Source organism: Curtobacterium sp. UCD-KPL2560 (assembly GCF_001705035.1).
Lineage (GTDB): Bacteria > Actinomycetota > Actinomycetes > Actinomycetales > Microbacteriaceae > Curtobacterium.
This window is the reverse complement of sequence record NZ_MCIG01000002.1, coordinates 1-17,358: the sequence shown is the minus strand read 5'-3', so window position 1 is coordinate 17,358 and position 17,358 is coordinate 1. Positions and strand designations below refer to the sequence as shown.

11 protein-coding genes and 2 pseudogenes are annotated in these 17,358 nt (G+C 71.0%); 8 read left to right on the top strand and 5 right to left on the bottom strand.

Annotated elements, in window-relative coordinates:
• Position 1: 1 nt before the first annotated feature.
• The gene (gene ppgK / locus BEP24_RS01005; protein ID WP_065959368.1) at positions 2 to 760 is read right to left on the bottom strand and encodes a polyphosphate--glucose phosphotransferase; all 759 of its coding nucleotides are present in this window, start codon (positions 758 to 760) and stop codon (positions 2 to 4) included.
• 16 nt (positions 761 to 776) lie between these two features.
• On the bottom strand, positions 777 to 1,640 hold the full coding sequence (gene map, locus BEP24_RS01000; protein WP_065959575.1) for a type I methionyl aminopeptidase: 864 nt from the start codon (positions 1,638 to 1,640) through the stop codon (positions 777 to 779).
• A 470-nt stretch (positions 1,641 to 2,110) separates the two neighbouring features.
• Between map and BEP24_RS00995 the strand changes: the two genes are divergently transcribed.
• The 6 genes and pseudogenes from BEP24_RS00995 to BEP24_RS00970 form a co-directional block, all read left to right on the top strand.
• The gene (locus BEP24_RS00995) at positions 2,111 to 2,290 is read left to right on the top strand and encodes an SPOR domain-containing protein (RefSeq protein ID WP_065959365.1); all 180 of its coding nucleotides are present in this window, start codon (positions 2,111 to 2,113) and stop codon (positions 2,288 to 2,290) included.
• Positions 2,291 to 2,326: 36 nt separating this feature from the next.
• Entirely contained in the window at positions 2,327 to 3,664 is a 1,338-nt protein-coding gene (glnA, locus tag BEP24_RS00990) for a type I glutamate--ammonia ligase (RefSeq protein WP_065959363.1), read from the top strand.
• Between the two features lie 20 nt (positions 3,665 to 3,684).
• On the top strand, positions 3,685 to 6,657 hold the full coding sequence (locus BEP24_RS00985) for a bifunctional [glutamine synthetase] adenylyltransferase/[glutamine synthetase]-adenylyl-L-tyrosine phosphorylase (protein WP_065959361.1): 2,973 nt from the start codon (positions 3,685 to 3,687) through the stop codon (positions 6,655 to 6,657).
• A gap of 515 nt (positions 6,658 to 7,172) precedes the next feature.
• Complete coding sequence (locus BEP24_RS00980) at positions 7,173 to 8,759, top strand: glycosyltransferase family 2 protein (protein WP_065959359.1); 1,587 nt, start codon at positions 7,173 to 7,175, stop codon at positions 8,757 to 8,759.
• 106 nt (positions 8,760 to 8,865) lie between these two features.
• Positions 8,866 to 9,921: pseudogene (locus BEP24_RS00975) on the top strand (glycosyl hydrolase); the annotation flags it as partial.
• 329 nt (positions 9,922 to 10,250) lie between these two features.
• A pseudogene (locus BEP24_RS00970) lies at positions 10,251 to 11,678 on the top strand (UDP-glucose/GDP-mannose dehydrogenase family protein); the annotation flags it as partial.
• 445 nt (positions 11,679 to 12,123) lie between these two features.
• Here the strand turns inward: BEP24_RS00970 and glnA (BEP24_RS00965) are convergent.
• Positions 12,124 to 13,548, bottom strand: a complete 1,425-nt coding sequence (glnA, locus tag BEP24_RS00965; RefSeq protein ID WP_065959355.1) for a type I glutamate--ammonia ligase — start codon at positions 13,546 to 13,548, stop codon at positions 12,124 to 12,126.
• A gap of 141 nt (positions 13,549 to 13,689) precedes the next feature.
• On the opposite strand from glnA (BEP24_RS00965), the gene BEP24_RS00960 reads away from it, so the two are divergent.
• Complete coding sequence (locus tag BEP24_RS00960) at positions 13,690 to 14,160, top strand: RDD family protein (protein WP_065959353.1); 471 nt, start codon at positions 13,690 to 13,692, stop codon at positions 14,158 to 14,160.
• Positions 14,161 to 14,463: 303 nt separating this feature from the next.
• Here the strand turns inward: BEP24_RS00960 and BEP24_RS00955 are convergent, their stop codons facing one another.
• Entirely contained in the window at positions 14,464 to 15,177 is a 714-nt protein-coding gene (locus BEP24_RS00955; RefSeq protein ID WP_065959351.1) for a DUF4191 family protein, read from the bottom strand.
• A gap of 127 nt (positions 15,178 to 15,304) precedes the next feature.
• On the opposite strand from BEP24_RS00955, the gene BEP24_RS00950 reads away from it, so the two are divergent.
• Positions 15,305 to 16,156: a hypothetical protein gene (locus BEP24_RS00950; RefSeq protein ID WP_141693307.1), complete on the top strand. Its 852-nt coding sequence runs from the start codon at positions 15,305 to 15,307 to the stop codon at positions 16,154 to 16,156.
• A 162-nt stretch (positions 16,157 to 16,318) separates the two neighbouring features.
• Here the strand turns inward: BEP24_RS00950 and sucB are convergent.
• Positions 16,319 to 17,358: 2-oxoglutarate dehydrogenase, E2 component, dihydrolipoamide succinyltransferase (gene sucB / locus BEP24_RS00945; protein ID WP_065959347.1), on the bottom strand; the 1,040-nt coding region annotated here is incomplete at its 5' end.

Here is a 17,358-nt window from a genome sequence, read left to right as displayed (position 1 = left end):
TCTACCGGGGCGCGTGCGACCGTGCGGCCAGCGTCGCCGCACCGATGATGCCGGCGTTGTTGCGGAGCGTCGCGGGGATGATCCCGGCCTGCAGGTCGAGCAGCGGCAGGAACTCCTCGTGGTGCTTCGACACGCCGCCGCCGACGACGAAGAGCTCGGGGGAGAGGAGCGCCTCGAGCGTCGAGTAGTACGTCTGCAGGCGCTTCGCCCAGTGCTTCCAGCTGAGCTCGTCCCGCTCCTTCGCCGCGAACGAGGCCCGCGACTCGGCGTCGTGGCCGTCGATCTCCAGGTGTCCGAGCTCCGAGTTGACGATGAGGACACCGTCGTTGATGAGCGCGGTGCCGATCCCGGTGCCGAGGGTCGTCACGACGACGAGGCCATCCTTGCCCTTCGCGGCGCCGAACTGCTGCTCGGCGAACCCGGCGGCGTCGGCGTCGTTGACGAAGTGGATGGAGCGCCCGAGTTCCTTCTCGAACAGCGCCTCGGCCTCGAAGCCGATCCACTTCTTCGACACGTTCGCGGCTGACATGGTCTTGCCGTCACGGACGATCGCGGGGAAGCAGACCCCGACCGGCACGTCCGCGCCGGGGGCGAGCTCGTCGAGGATCGACTTCGCCACGGCGACGATGTCGTGCGGCTTCCCGCCCTCGGGGGTGGCCTTCTTGATCCGGTCGGTCTGGAGCTCGCCGGTGGTCACGTCGACGATCGCGCCCTTGATGCCCGTACCGCCGATGTCGACGCCGACTGCGAGTGAGGTCATGGGAACTGGGGCCCTTTCAGGAGACGGTGAGGAGTTCCGCGCCGCGCTCGGTGACGACGAGGGTGTGTTCGAACTGTGCGGTCCAGGACTTGTCGCGCGTCGAGACGGTCCAGTCGTCGGACCAGATGTCGGCCTCGATGCCGCCGAGGGTGAGCATCGGCTCGATCGTGAACACCATGCCGGGCTCGATGACGGTGTCGTACTGGGGTGCGTCGTAGTGCGGGATGATCAGCCCGGAGTGGAACGCGCGCCCGACGCCGTGGCCGGTGTAGTCGCGGACGACCCCGTAGCCGAAGCGCTTCGCGTAGGCCTCGATGGCCCGTCCGATGACGTTGACCTGGCGTCCGGGCGCGACGGCCTTGATCCCGCGACGCAGTGCCTCTTCCGTGCGGGTGACCAGGTCGGTGACCTCGGGGGCGGCCTCGCCGACGACGAACGTGCGGTTCGTGTCGCCGTGCATGCCGTCCTTGTACGCGGTCACGTCGATGTTGACGAGGTCGCCTTCCTGCAGCACGGTGTCGTCCGGGATGCCGTGGCAGATCACCTCGTTCAGGCTGGAGCAGAGCGACTTCGGGTAGCCGCGGTAGCCGAGCGTCGAGGGGTAGGCGCCGTGCGACACGACGTACTCGTGCCCGATCCGGTCGAGCTCGTCGGTCGTGACCCCGGGCCGGATCGCGGCACCGACGGCGTCGATGGCCTGCGAGGCGATGCGCCCCGCCGCGCGGATCCGCTCGACCTCGTCGGGCGTGTAGGTGTCGCCGAGGCCGTGCTCGTGCGGCTCGGCCTTCCCGACGTACTCGGGGCGCTCGATGTCCCGGGGGACGGGTCGCTGCGGGGAGATCCGGCCGGCGGTCAGGTGTCCGTGTGCGTCCCGGGGCATGCGGACCACTCTAACCGGGCGTCGCGCTGCGCCGTCGCGCGGCCGCGTTGCGCGGTCGGTCGCCCTTGCGCGGAGCGCGGACGACAGGGACCGCACGCCGGCGCCCCGCCGCCACGGCCCCGGGCCCTGTTGCGAGAGCGACAGATCACGTCTCCGTCGCCCCGTCCACCACGCGAGAGCGACAGATCGCGGCCGATGTTCCGCGCAGATCTGTCGCTTTCACGGAAGCGACAGATCTGCGACGCAGACCCACCCGCTCCGCCCGACCCTCCCACGCACCCACGCCCGTGTCGCGAAAGCGACAGATCACGTCTCCGTCGACCCCTCCACCACGCGAGAGCGACAGATCGCCGTCGATGTTCCGCGCAGATCTGTCGCTTTCACGAAAGCGACAGTTCGGCGACAACGACCCGCCCGCCGAGCCCGACCGCGCCCGGCCGCGCCCGCGTCCGCGTGGGTACGGTGGCGGCATGAGCGACGAACGCATCGAGTCCCAGTGGTGGTTCAACGACAAGACCAAGACGGTCGAGCAGGGCCCGCAGTCCCCGCAGCGCGACCGCATCGGCCCGTTCGAGACGCGCGAGGAAGCGCAACACGCCCTGGACCGCATCAAGGCCAACAACGAGCGTTGGGACGACGAAGACCAATAGGCTGGGGGTCCTGCAGCACCACGGAAAGGGCCTCGAATGGACAAGCAGACGGACTTCGTGCTCCGCACCATCGAGGAGCGGGGCATCAAGTTCATCCGCCTCTGGTTCACGGACGTCATCGGCACCCTGAAGTCGGTGGCGATCGCGCCGGCCGAGGTCGAGGGTGCCTTCGCCGAGGGCATCGGCTTCGACGGCTCCGCCATCGAGGGCCTGACCCGCAGCTACGAGGCCGACGTGCTCGCGCACCCGGACCCCTCGACCTTCCAGATCCTGCCGTGGCGCGGTGAGGTCGACCCCACCGCGCGGATGTTCTGCGACATCACGACGCCCGACGGCCAGCCCGCCGTGGCCGACCCGCGCAACGTGCTCAAGCGCACCCTCGCCAAGGCGAGCGACCGGGGCTTCACGTTCTACACGCACCCCGAGATCGAGTTCTACCTGCTGAAGAGCCGCGACTGGAAGGACGGCGGCCCGCAGCCCGTCGACCAGGCCGGCTACTTCGACAACGTCCCGGGCGGCAGCGCCCACGACTTCCGACGCCGCTCGGTCCGGATGCTCGAGGACCTCGGCATCTCGGTCGAGTTCAGCCACCACGAGGCCGGTCCCGGGCAGAACGAGATCGACCTCCGCTACGCCGACGCGCTGACGATGGCGGACAACATCATGACCTTCCGCACGGTGGTCAAGGAGGTCGCGATCGAGCAGGGCGTCTACGCGACGTTCATGCCGAAGCCGATCTCCGGGCAGCCGGGCTCGGGCATGCACACGCACGTGTCGCTCTTCGAGGGCGACCAGAACGCGTTCTACGAGGCCGGCGGCGAGTACCAGCTCTCGCAGACCGCGCGGCACTTCATCGCGGGCGTGCTCCGCCACGCACCCGAGATCACCGCCGTGACGAACCAGTTCGTCAACTCCTACAAGCGGCTCTGGGGCGGCGACGAGGCACCCTCGTTCGTCACCTGGGGGCACAACAACCGCTCGGCGCTGCTCCGGGTCCCGCTGTACAAGCCGAACAAGGGCCAGTCCGCCCGGGTCGAGTACCGTGGAATCGACTCCGCGGCGAACCCGTACCTGGCGTACTCGTTGCTCCTCGCGGCCGGTCTGAAGGGCATCGACGAGGGCTACGAGCTCCCGCCCGAGGCCGAGGACAACGTCTGGAGCCTGTCCGACGCCGAGCGCCGTGCACTGGGCTACAAGCAGCTCCCGGCGAGCCTCGACCACGCGCTCGGCCTCATGGAGGACTCCGAGCTCGTCGCCGAGACCCTCGGCGAGCAGGTCTTCAACTACGTGCTGCTCAACAAGCGGCAGGAGTGGAAGGCCTACCGCGACCAGGTCACGCCGTTCGAGCTCGACACGAACCTCGGCGCGCTCTAGCAGCCCGCCCGGAGCACCACGTGACCGGTCGGACGAGGACGTCCCGTTCCGAGATGGCCCGGTTGGGCTTCGCGGAGCTGTCGGAGAGCCTGGAACGGATCGCCGGCCTGGAGGCGCAGTTCGGCCCGGACCTGCGGGTGCCGGTCAGCGACGCCCCGGCCCTGTGGGAGGCCACGGCCGATCCCGACGGTGCGCTCCGCCTCGTGGAGCGCCTGCTCGAGCGCGCCCCGGACGAGCTCCGGCCGGTCCTGGCGGACCGGCAGGCGACCGAGCGGCTCGTACGCCTGCTCGGGGCGTCGGTCGGGCTGGGGGAGTTCCTGCACCGGCGCCCGGCCGAGATCGCGCTGCTGCTCGACCCGGTGACCGCGCCCTGGGACCAGGACGCCTACACGGCGTCGCTCCTCGAAGCCGTCGACGGAGCGACGGGTGAGGACGCCCGCCTGCGCCTGCGGGTCCGGTACCGCCGGCACCTCGCGCAGATCGCCCTGTACGACGTGCTCCACCCCGCCCCGACCGAGGTGTTCCCGTCGGTGGCGGCCGGACTCGCCGACCTCGCGGGCGCCGCGCTCGAGGCGGCGGTCGACGTCGCCCGGCGCGAGGTCCCGTTCCCGGCCGCCGACGTCGCGGCCACCCCGCTCGCGGTCATCGGCATGGGCAAGGCCGGCGCGCGCGAGCTCAACTACGTCAGCGACGTCGACGTCATCTTCGTGACCGAGCCGACCCGCGACGACGACGCCGACACCGGGGTCGGGACCGACCGGGCCGTGCTCATCGCGACGCGCCTGGCGATCGCGGCGACCCACGCGATCACCGACCTCGCCGCCGAACCCGCGCTGTGGGAGGTCGACGCGAACCTCCGACCGGAGGGCAAGGACGGGGCGCTCGTCCGGACCCTCGATTCCCACGTCGCGTACTACGAGCGCTGGGCGAAGGGGTGGGAGTTCCAGGCGCTCCTCAAGGCCCGTCCGATCGCGGGGTCCGCCGACCTCGGGGCGCGGTACGCGGCGGCGGTCGCCCCGTTCGTCTGGAGCTCGGCGCAGCGGCCGGGCTTCGTCGAGTCGGTGCAGCGGATGCGCGAGCGGGTCACGGAGCACATCCCGGACGCCGAGGTCGACCGGCAGCTGAAGCTCGGTCCGGGTGGGCTGCGTGACGTCGAGTTCACCGTGCAGCTCCTGCAGCTCGTGCACGGTCGGGACGACGAGTCGGTGCGGGTGCGCTCGACGCTCGAGTCGATGGACGCCCTCGCCAGCGCCGGGTACGTCGGACGCCCCGAGGCCGCGCGCTTCGGGCCGGACTACGCCCTGCTGCGGCTGCTCGAGCACCGCATCCAGCTCCGACGGCTGCAGCGCACGCACCTCATGCCCTCTGACGAGGACGAGCTCCGGGTGCTCGCCCGGTCGACCGGCCTCGCGACCTCCGCCTCCGCGCTCGAACAGCGGTGGCGCGGCGTGAAGCTCGAGGTCCGCGGACTCCACGAGCGCCTGTTCTACCGTCCGCTGCTCTCCGCGGTCGCGGCGACCGACGGCGACATCGTCCTGACGAACGACCAGGCGGCCGACCGCCTCGGCGCGATCGGCTTCGCGGACCCGTCCGGTGCCCTCGGCCACATCCGTGCGCTCACGCAGGGCACGAGCCGGCGCGCGGCGATCCAGCGGAACCTGCTCCCGGTGCTCCTGCGGTGGATGGCGGAGGGGCCGGCACCGGACCGTGCGCTCCTGGCCTTCCGTCGCCTGAGCGACACCCTCGGCGAGTCGAGCTGGTTCCTCCGCATGCTCCGCGACTCGTCCGGTGCCGCGCACTCGCTGACGACGGTGCTGTCCGAGTCGGCCTTCCTCGCCGGCCTGCTCGAACGGTTCCCCGAGGCCGTGGCGTGGCTCGACGAGCCCGAGGCCCTGCTGCGTCCGCGTCCGGCGGAGTCGTTGCTCGCCGAGCACAGCGCGACGACGGCCCGGCACGGCGACGACGTCGAGGGTGCGGCCGCGCTCGTCCGGTCGGCCCGGCGTCGGGAGACCCTGCGGCTCGGGATGGCGGCGGTGCTCGGCCACCTCGACGTCGACCAGCTCGGCCCCGCGCTCACCGACGTCACCGAGGCGACGCTCGCGGGCGTCCTCGCCCTCGCCCGACGGGACGCCCCGGAGGGGCTGGAGTTCGGTGTGGTGGCGATGGGCCGGTTCGGCGGACGCGAGCTCGGCTTCGGGTCGGACGCCGACGTCCTGTACGTGTACCGCGCGGCCGAGGACCTGCCGTCCGAGCAGGCGTCCCGGGCCGCGCAGCGCATCGTGCGCGAGCTGTCCCGGCTCACCGAGGACGCGATCCACCCGTTCGAGCTCGACATCGACCTGCGCCCCGAGGGGAAGAACGGCCCGGTCGTCCGCACGCTCGACTCGTACGGCGCGTACTACGCCCGCTGGTCCCTCACGTGGGAGGCCCAGGCGCTCCTGCGCGCCCGGGGCTCGGTCGGCGACCAGCAGCTGCTCCGCGACTTCGAGCACCTCGCCGACCGCACGCGCTACCCCGAGCACATCGACGAGCGCGAGGTCCGCGAGGTCCGCCGGATCAAGGCACGCGTGGAGTCCGAACGACTCCCGCGCGGCGCCGACCCCGCACGGCACCTCAAGCTCGGACGAGGGTCGCTGAGCGACGTCGAGTGGTTCGTGCAGCTGCTCCAGCTCCAGCACGCGACCGCGGTGCACGGCCTCCGGACCACGTCGACGCTCGAGGCACTGGACGCGGCGACCGCGGCCGGGTTCGTCGCCGCCGAGGACGCCGAGAAGCTCGGCGCCGCCTGGCGCTTCGCGTCCCGCACCCGCAGTGCGCTCGTGCTCTGGTCGGGGAGGACCACGGACGTGCTGCCCGTCGACCGGGTGCAGCTCGAGGGCATCGCGCGGCTGCTGGAGTACCCGCCGGGGTCCGCGTCGCGCCTCGAGGACGACTACCTCGGCGTCACCCGACGGGCGCGGCAGGTGTTCGAGCGGGAGTTCTACGGCGCTTGACCCGGCGCTGACCCCGGCCGCGACACGCCCGGGACGACCTCCGAGACCCGAACTTGAGAAGGTCTCCGGGTCGATTCCTGTGCATCGAACGCTGTCCCCCGATCGCGTTCCCGGCGTACCCCGCCGTCACCCCCGCGCCGACGCGCACCATCGGACGGCTCCGCTCGTCGGCGACCCGCAACCGAGCCGGGCCGGGCGACCCCGCGGATCGGTCGGGACCACCTGCTGACCTGGGGTTCCTGGCGGAAGCGGGTCGCGCCTCCCGGCCGTCGATGCGCCCCGACGGAACGGTGACGCGACACTGACCGGTCCGCATCAGTGCTGTCAGCAGCAGTGCGGACAGCGTTCCTCGAGTCCGTGGGGGACACCGACGTACCCCGCGAGGTGACCCGACCGCCCCCGGACGGGGGACGCGTTGCGCCGACGTTCAGGTTCTGTCTCAATGAGGACACCCGAACCCCCACAGGTTCCTCGATGGAGCGGAATCCCCACCTCGAACGTTGAAGCAGGGATCGATGTTCACCTTCATCCTCCAGATCCGGCAGATGGTCGAAGGGCATCCCGAGTTCTACCTGTTCGCCGTGTACTCCGCGGTGATCTGGTTGCTCTGGATCCTCAAGGTCGTGCTGTCCGCCCGGTACCGCCCCTTCACCGGCACGTACACCGGGACGACGAGTGTCGTCGTCCCCGTGGTGGACGAGCCGCTCGACCTCTTCCGGGACGTCATCGGCCGCATGGTCGAGCAGCGACCGGGCGAGATCATCGTCGTCATCAACGGCGCCCGCAACGAGGCACTCGAGGAGGTCTGCGACGAGTTCGCCCCGCTCGTCCGCTGGACCCACACCCCGATCCCCGGCAAGCGCAACGCCGTCAAGGTCGGCACCGAGCTCTCGAACGGTGACATCACCGTGCTCGTCGACTCCGACACCGTCTGGACGCCCGGCACGCTCGAGGAGCTGCTGAAGCCGTTCGCGGACGAGTCCGTCGGCGGCGTCACCACCCGCCAGCGGATCCTCGAGCCGACCCGGTCCTGGATCACCCGCTGGGCGGACTGGCTCGAGAACTCCCGGGCGCTGTACTCGATGCCCGCGCAGAGCGTGCTCGGCCAGATCGGCTGCCTGCCCGGGCGGACCATCGCGTTCCGCCGCAGCATCCTCACCCGCGTGATGGACAAGTTCATGCACGAGGAGTTCATGGGCGTCTTCCTCGAGGTGTCCGACGACCGGACGCTCACGAACCTGACGCTCAAGGAGGGGTACCGGACCGTCTACCAGTACACGTCGCTCGTCTACACGGACGCACCGCTCCAGGTGAAGAAGCTGTTCAAGCAGCAGCTGCGCTGGGCACGCGGGTCGCAGTACAACACGCTGCGGATGCTGCCGTGGATGCTCGGGCACGCCCCGCTGCTCGCGGTCTTCTTCGTCACCGACATCCTGCTGCCGTTCATGCTGTTCGGCGTCATCGCCGGGTGGATCTACCGGGCGCTCACCGGGCAGGGCGAGAACCTGTACCAGGGCATCCTGCAGCAGTACGGCTTCTCGACCGGCTTCGTCTACGTCGCCGCACTCATGGTCGTTTCGAGCGTGCTGAGCATGGCGATCCGGCAGATCCGACACCTGTCCGAGAAGCCGAGCGACTTCTTCCGGCTCCCGCTCTTCATCATCGTGTCGACCTTCTTCCTCATGCCGATCCGGCTCATCGGCTTCTTCCGCCTGGCGCACGCGTCGGGGTGGGGGACCCGGGCCGGGGCGTACGCCGGTGGACCGATGGAGCAGGAGCCGGTGCAGCCGACGACCGGTCTCGCGCCGGTGAGCCCGGTCGACGCCGCAGGGACCGGCGACGGCCCCGCGACCGGTGCCGCGGACCGCGCGCTGCCGGCCGAACAGGCCGCCGCCGACCGCGCCTTCGACGAGCTGTTCGGCGCGGACGCGACCACCACCTCGACCACGACGGTCCTCGCGACCCGCCGCTCGACGGCCACCGCCGCGGCCCCGGCCGGGCGCCCCGCGCCGCGCCGCGGTCGCCGGCTCAACCCGTACGCGGCGATCCCGTACTGCATCGGGATCGCGATCTTCGCTCTGGAGGCGTTCCTCATTGTCTGACCTCATCCGCTCCACCGGTACCTGGTGGGCACAGTCCAGCAAGCACGCCCGTCGCACCGCGATCGGGACCACCGCGATCGTCCTCGTCCTCGGACTCATCACCTGGATGGTCTGGGTGTCGCCCGGCGGTCCGGTGTCGACGGCGGTCGGTGAGGCCCTCGGGGTCCGCCCACCGGCGTCCGCGTCGAAGAAGGTGTCCGCCGCCGAGCTCCAGACGAAGCTCACCGCCGCGCAGAAGCAGATCTGGGCGCTCGAGGGCAAGCTCGACGCCTCCGGGGCCCAGGCCGGCTCGCGGGCCGAGGAGATCACGAAGCTCAAGGCGCAGATCGCGTCGCTGCAGTCCGACCTCGGCGCCGCGAAGAGCGCCGCGGCCGGGGCCGCGAGCGCGGCCGGCGCGGCCAAGGCCGCCGGTGCCGGCGGTGCGGCGAAGGGTGGTTCCGGGGCGCACGGCGGCAGCGCTGGCTCGCCGAACGCCGGCCCCTCGAAGGACCCAGCGACCGAACCGATCAGCACGCCGTCGAAGGCCGAGATCCTCGGGCAGCAGTCCCGCTGGTTCGGGCTCTACACGGCGCAGGCACCGTTCAACTGGGCTGAGTACGACAGCGTCTCGCAGGAGGTCGGCAAGGCCACGAACATGGTCGGCTTCTTCCAGGGCTTCGACCAGGACTTCAACCAGACCGCCGTCCAGCGGTCCTGGGCGAACGGACGACTGCCGATGATGACGTGGGAGACCGTGCCCGCGAAGACCGGGAACGACGAGGCCTACGTCGCCGGCTACACGAACCAGGACATCGTCTCCGGCAGGTTCGACGACTACCTGACGCGGTACGCGCAGGCGCTGAAGGCGAACGGCATGCCCCTCGTCATCCGCCTCGACCACGAGATGAACGGCTCCTGGTACAACTGGTCCGAGGGCGCCAAGCAGCAGAACGCGAAGGGTTCCTACACGGCCATGTGGCAGCACGTGTGGAACGTCTTCCAGGCGAACGGCGCGAACGACTACGTCATCTGGAACTGGTCGCCGTCGCGCATCGACAAGCTCGGCAACCCGGACTACCAGACGCTCGCGTACATGCAGCAGTACTACCCGGGCGCGCAGTACGTCGACTGGGTGGGCATGTCCGGCTACTACCGCACGCCGACCGAGCAGCCGACCTTCCAGAACACGTTCGGCGCGACCCTCGCCCAGATCCGCAAGGTCGCCCCGGGCAAGAACATCGTCCTCAACGAGATCGGCGCGACCGAGACCGGGGGCACGGTCTCCGACAGCCAGAAGTCGCAGTGGCTCGACTCGCTGTTCGACGCCCTGGCCGACCCGGCGAACCGTGACGTCATCGGCTTCGCGTACTTCAGCCAGGTGGCGACCACCATCGTCGACGGCACGCGCACCACGAACGACTGGCGCATCGACTCCCGCGCCGACAGCCTCGCGACCTTCGCGAAGGGCATCGCCCGCACCGACATCGACTACGACCTGCAGGAGGTCTCGAAGTGACCGCTCCGAAGAAGGCATCCACGTCCCCCGACACCCGCCCCGCGCCGGTGATCAGCGTCATCGGCACCGGCTACCTCGGTGCGACCCACGCGGCCGCCATGGCCGAGATGGGCTTCGACACCATCGGCGTCGACGTCGACCCGGCGAAGCTCGCGGCGCTCTCCGCCGGCGAGGTCCCGTTCTACGAGCCCGGGCTGCCGGAGCTCATCACGAAGCACGTCGCGACCGGCAAGCTCCGCTTCACCGACTCGATGGCCGACGCGGTCGCCGCGGCCGACGTGCACTTCATCTGCGTCGGGACCCCGCAGAAGGCCGGGTCGCACGCGGCGAACCTCGCGTACGTCGAGAGCGCAACCCGCGGGGTCGCCGAGCACCTCACCCACCCGGGCCTCATCGTCGGGAAGTCGACCGTGCCGGTCGGCACCGCCGAGCGGCTGCGCGGCATCGTCCGGGAGTTCACCCCGAGCGGGATCGACGCCGAGCTCATCTGGAACCCCGAGTTCCTGCGCGAGGGCAAGGCCGTCGCGGACACGCTGCACCCGGACCGCCTGGTGTGGGGCGGTGCCTCGGCCGCTGCGGACGCCGTCATCCGCGAGGTCTACGCCGCCCCGATCGCCGAGGGCACCCCGGTGGTCTCGACGGACCTCGCGACCGCCGAGCTCGTCAAGGTCAGCGCGAACGCGTTCCTCGCGACGAAGATCTCCTTCATCAACGCGATCTCGGAGATGTGCGCCATCACCGGTGCCGACGTCACCACCCTCGCCGACGCCCTCGGGCACGACGAGCGAATCGGCCGGAAGTTCCTCAACGCCGGCCTCGGCTTCGGCGGCGGCTGCCTGCCGAAGGACATCCGTGCCCTCATGCACCGTGCGGGGGAGCTCGGCGCCGGGCGGGTCGTCGGACTCATGCAGCAGGTCGACGAGATCAACATGGGGCAGCGGGAACGCGTCATCGACATGTCCATCGAGTCCCTGGGTGGCTCGGTGCTCAACCGTCGCATCGCGGTCATCGGGGCGGCCTTCAAGCCGCTCACCGACGACGTGCGGGACTCGCCGGCGCTCAACGTCGCCGCCGCCCTGCACCTGCGCGGCGCGCAGGTCTCGCTGTGGGACCCGGAGGCGAACGACACCGCCCGTCGGTCCTTCCCGACGCTGACGTACGCCACGTCGATGACCGACGCGGTCGAGGGCGCCGACCTGGTGCTCGTGCTCACCGAGTGGGACGAGGTCGTCGGTGCCGACCCGGCCGCCCTCGGAGCGCTCGTCGGACGCCGTTCGGTGATCGACGCGCGCAACTGCCTCCCGGTCGCGAACTGGGTCGAGGCGGGGTGGTCCGTCCGTTCCCTGGGACGTCCCACGCCGGTCACGGGTGCACCCGTGAGCGTGGCGGCGGGTGCCGCCGACGTGCTGGCGACGGCGCGGTAGGCACTCGTCACCTCGAGGACGGGGCCCGCGCCGGGGCGGTGTGGGCCCCGTCCGTGCGTGTGCGCGTGTCCGGCACCCGGGTGCTGCGTCGTCCGTGGGCCCCGGGGGCGGGTCACGGCGCGGCACTGCGTGCCGCCGTCTGCTCCGGCAGCGAGGTGGCGCGGCACGGTGACGCGGTGCGGCGACCACGAGCGTGCGTCGCGACCAGCCTGGAGGCGCGGCGCCCGTCCGCCAGGCCGCCCCGCGCCTCCAGGCTGGTCACCACCGCACCACCTGCCGGGCAGACCTGTTGCTCCCGGGCGTAGCTGGTCCTTCCGGGTGTACCAGGTCCGTTGATCCGCCCAGGTACGCCCGATCCCACTCGGGACGCCGTCCTGACCGGTGCCGCGAACGCAGGAGAGCCCCGCACCGGGACAGTGCGGGGCTCTCCTGCGTTCAGCGAAGGTCAGACGCCGAAGTACAGCTCGTACTCGAACGGGTGCGGACGCTGCGCGAGCGGGAGGATCTCGTTCTCACGCTTGTAGTCGATCCACGTCTGGATGAGGTCCTCGGTGAAGACGTTGCCCTTCGTGAGGAACTCGTGGTCCGCCTCGAGCGCCTCGAGTGCCTCGTCGAGGGAGCCCGGCACCTGCGGGATGCCCTTGGCCTCCTCCGGGGGGAGCTCGTAGAGGTCCTTGTCGACCGGCTCGTGCGGCTCGATGCGGTTCTGGATGCCGTCCAGGCCCGCCATCAGCTGCGCGGCGAAGGCGAGGTACGGGTTGCCCGAGGCGTCCGGCGCGCGGAACTCGATGCGCTTCGCCTTCGGGTTCGTGCCCGTGATCGGAATGCGGATCGCTGCCGAGCGGTTGCCGGCCGAGTAGACCAGGTTGACCGGTGCCTCGAAGCCCTTGACCAGGCGGTGGTACGAGTTGATCGACGGGTTCGTGAACGCGAGGAGCGCCGGGGCGTGCTTCAGCAGGCCGCCGATGTACCAGCGGGCGACGTCGGACAGGCCGCCGTAGCCGTTCTCGTCGTAGAACAGCGGCTTGCCGTCGTTCCAGAGCGACTGGTGGGTGTGCATGCCCGAACCGTTGTCACCGAAGAGCGGCTTCGGCATGAACGTGGCGACCTTGCCCCACTGGTCGGCCGTGTTCTTGACGATGTACTTGAACTTCAGGATGTCGTCCGCGGCGTGGACCATCGTGTCGAAGCGGTAGTTGATCTCCTGCTGGCCGCCCGTGCCCACCTCGTGGTGCGAGCGCTCGAGCACGAAGCCCGCCTCGATCAGCTTGAGGGTGATGTCGTCGCGGAGGTCAGCCGTCTTGTCGACGGGGGAGACGGGGAAGTAGCCGCCCTTGTAGGGGGTCTTGTTCGCGAGGTTGCCGCCCTCTTCCTCGCGGCCCGTGTTCCACGCGCCCTCCTCGGAGTCGACCGCGTAGAACGACTGGTTCTGGGTCACCGAGTAGCGGACGTCGTCGAAGATGTAGAACTCGGCCTCGGGGGCGAAGAACGCGGTGTCCGCGATGCCGGTCGAGGCGAGGTACTTCTCCGCCTTCTTGGCGACCTGGCGCGGGTCGCGACCGTAGATCTCGCCGTTCCGCGGGTTGTAGATGTCGAAGATCATGATCAGCGTGCGCTCGGCACGGAACTGGTCGATGTAGGCCGTCGTCACGTCGGGGATGAGCTGCATGTCCGACTCGTGGATCGACGCGAAGCCGCGGATCGACGAACCGTCGAAGAGCTGACCGACCGAGAAGAAGTCCTCGTCGACCGTCGACGCCGGGATGTTGAAGTGCTGCTGGACCCCGGGGAGGTCCGTGAACCGGATGTCGAGGAACTTGACGTCCGTGTCCTTGATGAAGGCGAGCACCTCGGAGGAATCGCTGAACATGTGTGTCGATCTCCTGGGGGGTAGGTGATGTCGGAGGTGCCGCGGGTGCACCCTCCGACGAGGCTATTGACCAAGAGTTTCCCGGACATGACTGCGTTGTTTCGCGCGTGTTACGTCGAGGTGGTCGCCTACGCTGGAGGCATGGCCCGCAGCACCACCCCGCCCTCCGACGCATCCGCACACGCCGCTGGCGGACACCCGGACGGCTGGCCGGGCAAGGAGCTCGGTCTTCCCGAGGAGGGCCCCCGCAGCGTCGGGCGCATCAGACGGCGGGTCGTCGCGCTCCTGATCGACGGGGTCCTGGCCGACCTCGTGGCCTTCCTGCTCGGCGTCTGGTCGCCCGTGAACGGCTCCGGCGACATCGCGCACACGTGGATCCAGCTGGCGATCTTCGCCGTGCTGCAGGTCCTGTTCATCTGCACGTTCTCGGGGTCGTTCGGCCACCTGTGCGTCGGGCTGCGCGTCGTGCCGATGCGCGGCGGCTACGTCGGGGTGTGGCGGCCGGTGGTCCGGACCCTGCTGCTGTGCATCGTCGTGCCGGCGCTCATCATCGACCGCGACAGCCGCGGCGCCCACGACCGGATCGCCGGGACGGTGCTCGTCCGACGCTGACCGGCGGGCGCGCGGGCGCGCGGGCGCGGGCGTGGGCGTGGCCGGGCGTCCTAGCGCGACGCGGCCTGGTGTGACGTGCTCCCGAACAASCGAAAGCACGTCGCGCCACGGCGWWCCGTGGCGCGACGTGCCTYCGGTTGTGCGAGCGGCAGCCCGGGCCCCGGGCCCCGAGACGGGTGACGCCGGTGCGCCCCAGGCCTGCCGCACCCGTACCCCGCACACGACGGAGGCCCCCGACCTGGCACGGTCGGGGGCCTCCGTTCGGTCAGCCGTCGGGGAGGCTGCGCCGGGAACGGCGCTGGCTCAGCGTGGACGCCCGGCACGCACCCGCATCGGGTCCATGCCCTTCGGGATCGCCGACGCCGGGCTGTGCGTCAGGGATTCGAGCCGGTTCGCGACCGCGAGGACCTCGTTGCGGTTCAGCGACTTCTTGTACTTGTTCATCGCACGCGGCAGCTTGTGCAGCGTCACACCGTCCTGCTCGTCGTCGACGTGGACGACGTGCACCGGGACGTTCGGCACGATGCGCTGGACCTTGCGGCGCTCCTCGTCGAGCTGGCGCTTGAGGGTGCCACGCTGACCCTCGGTGATGAGGACGACGCCCGGAGCGCCCACCGCACGGTAGACGGCGGCCTGGGAGCGACCGTGCACCGCGACGGGCATCTCGCTGGAACGCCACTGCCGACGCAGGGAGTTCGACAGCACGGCACCGACGGCACCGGGCTGGCCGGCGATCTGCGAGTAGGCCGCACGCTCGGCGAGACGACCGAGGACGATCAGGAACAGCAGGACTCCGAGCAGCACGCCGGCGACGATCCAGAGCGTGATCGCGAGCCAGTTCTGACCCGGGAGGAGGAACGCGAGCAGCACGCCCGCGACGACCGGTCCGAGGAAGGCGAGGAGGAACCACCACACCGACTTCGGGTCTGCCCGGCGGGTCATGGTGAAGACCTGGTACATCTGCTTGAGACGACCCGGCTCCTTCGCCGTCGTACCTTCTGGAGTGCTGCGTGCCATGCCAACAGGATACGGCCTGCGCCGTGTCACGAGGACCGCTCGCGGTCAGGCTGTGGGCGAACGTCGCTGTCCACAGGTGGTCGCCACCGGACGGGAGGCCCGCCCGCCCTCCGCCACGCTGGTCACCATGACGACGGGGGAGCGGACCGAGCTGTGGTGCGGCGCCGAGGACGCGGCCGCCTTCACGCGCTGGGTGGCAGACCGCGCCGCCGGCTGCGGACCGCACCTCGTCCCGATCACCCGCGTCGGCCGGTGCCCCCGGGGTCACCTCGCCGCCGAGGTGCTCCGACCGGCCGTGCGATCGCTCGACGCGGCACTCGACGTCCTCGGTGTCCCGACGAGCGGCGTCGCCGTCACGCTCTCGGTCCCCCTGCTCGAACTCGCCCACCGAGGCCGTGCGGGTGCGCTCGAACTCGGCGCCGTCGCTGCCGAGGGCATCGGCGTCGACGAGGCCGGCGCGGTCGTGGTGGCCGACCGGCCGCCGGGCGGAGCGCCGTGCTGTCCGGACCCGCACGACGCGAGGACCGACCCGTCACCGTCACCGTCACCGGGCGCGCGGACGACGTTCGAGGACCGCGACGGGGCCCGGGGCCTCCTCACCGCCGCACGAACGGTCTGGGATCGCACGGACCCTCGGGAACCGGCTCGTGCGGCCCTGGACCCCCTGCTCGACGCCGCGCGTGCCGGCGACGCCGACGCCGTCCGCACGGCGCTCGACGCCGTGCTGGCCGCGGCACCGCCGAGACCCGTGCGCTGGGTCCGGCCGGCCTGGGAGTCGTTGGGCACGCCGGTCGATCCCTCGGCCGAGCCGACCGGTGGGACCAGCCCGTCGGGGGGACTCGACCGTGCCCTGGTCGTGCTCCGCGAGGTGGTCGAACAGGGTGTGCCGATCGGGGCCTCTCGCCGGGTGCCGCTCCGGATGGTGCTCGTGGGACTCGTCGTCGTGGTCGGCGTCCTCGTGCTCGCGTCGGCCGCCTGACGCCGCGACGCACCCCCGAGCCGTGACGCCGTGGAGCCCTCGGCGACCCCGTGACGGCCGACCCCCGCACCCGCATGACCGGCACCCCCGGGTCGCACGGGAACGGCCCCGGTCCCACGAGGGGACCGGGGCCGTTCCGGTGGCAGGGCTCGAGCGCCGGGATCAGTACCCGAGGTTCGGGCCGAAGTTGCCCTCCTCGAGGCGGTTCTTCACCGCGACGAGGTAGCGCGATGCGTCGGCACCGTCGATGATCCGGTGGTCGTACGACAGCGCGAGGTAGACGAACGAGCGGATCGCGATCGCCTCCTGCCCGTCGACCTTGACGACCGCCGGACGCTTCGTGACGATGCCCGTACCGAGGATCGCCGACTGCGGCAGGAACACGACGGGGGTGTCGAACAGCGCGCCGCGCGACCCGGTGTTCGTCAGCGTGAACGTTCCGCCGGCCAGCTCGTCGGGCTTGAGCTGGTTGTTCCGGGTGCGCTCGGCGAGGTCCGCGATGGCCTTCGCGAACTGCGCCAGGTCGAGCGACGACGCGTCCTTGATGACCGGGGTGAGCAGACCGCGCTCGGTGTCGACCGCGATCGACACGTTCTCGTGCTCGGGGTAGACGATCTCGTCGCCCTCGACCGTCGAGTTGATCTTCGGGTGCGCCTTGAGCGCCTCCGAGGCGGCCAGCGCGAAGAACGGCATGAAGCTGAGCTTCGAGCCGGTCTTCTCGAGGAACTGCGCCTTGTTCGCGTCGCGGAACTGCGCGACCTTGGTGACGTCCACCTCGACGACGCTGGTGAGCTGCGCGGTCGAGGTCATCGACTGCACGGCACGCTCGGCGACGACCTTGCGGAGGCGCGACATCTTCTCGCGGGTGCCGCGGAGCGGCGAGGTCTCGGCGACGAACGGTCCGGCCGGGGCAGCTGCCGCGGTCGAGGACGACCCGGCTGCGGACTTGGCCTGCTCGGCGGCGGCGAGGACGTCCTCCTTGCGGATGCGTCCCCCCACACCCGAACCGGTCACGGTCGACAGGTCGACACCCTGCTCGTTCGCGAGCTTGCGCACGAGCGGGGTGACGTAGCCGGATGCGGCGGCGTCCTGGTTCGGCTGCGGGACCGACGCGCTGGCGGCGGAGCCCGATGCGGCCGGAGCGGCGGCCGGGGCGGGCGCCGGGACCGCTGCCGGGACGGCGGCGGGCGGCGGCACCGGAG

Bases quoted from the DNA above. Each gene is read 5' to 3' on its own strand.
- ppgK (WP_065959368.1), bottom strand. From the start codon at position 760: ATGACCTCACTCGCAGTCGGCGTCGACATCGGCGGTACGGGCATCAAG.
- map (WP_065959575.1), bottom strand. From the start codon at position 1,640: ATGCCCCGGGACGCACACGGACACCTGACCGCCGGCCGGATCTCCCCG.
- BEP24_RS00995 (WP_065959365.1), top strand. From the start codon at position 2,111: ATGAGCGACGAACGCATCGAGTCCCAGTGGTGGTTCAACGACAAGACC.
- glnA (WP_065959363.1), top strand. From the start codon at position 2,327: ATGGACAAGCAGACGGACTTCGTGCTCCGCACCATCGAGGAGCGGGGC.
- BEP24_RS00980 (WP_065959359.1), top strand. From the start codon at position 7,173: ATGTTCACCTTCATCCTCCAGATCCGGCAGATGGTCGAAGGGCATCCC.
- glnA (WP_065959355.1), bottom strand. From the start codon at position 13,548: ATGTTCAGCGATTCCTCCGAGGTGCTCGCCTTCATCAAGGACACGGAC.
- BEP24_RS00960 (WP_065959353.1), top strand. From the start codon at position 13,690: ATGGCCCGCAGCACCACCCCGCCCTCCGACGCATCCGCACACGCCGCT.
- BEP24_RS00955 (WP_065959351.1), bottom strand. From the start codon at position 15,177: ATGGCACGCAGCACTCCAGAAGGTACGACGGCGAAGGAGCCGGGTCGT.
- BEP24_RS00950 (WP_141693307.1), top strand. From the start codon at position 15,305: ATGACGACGGGGGAGCGGACCGAGCTGTGGTGCGGCGCCGAGGACGCG.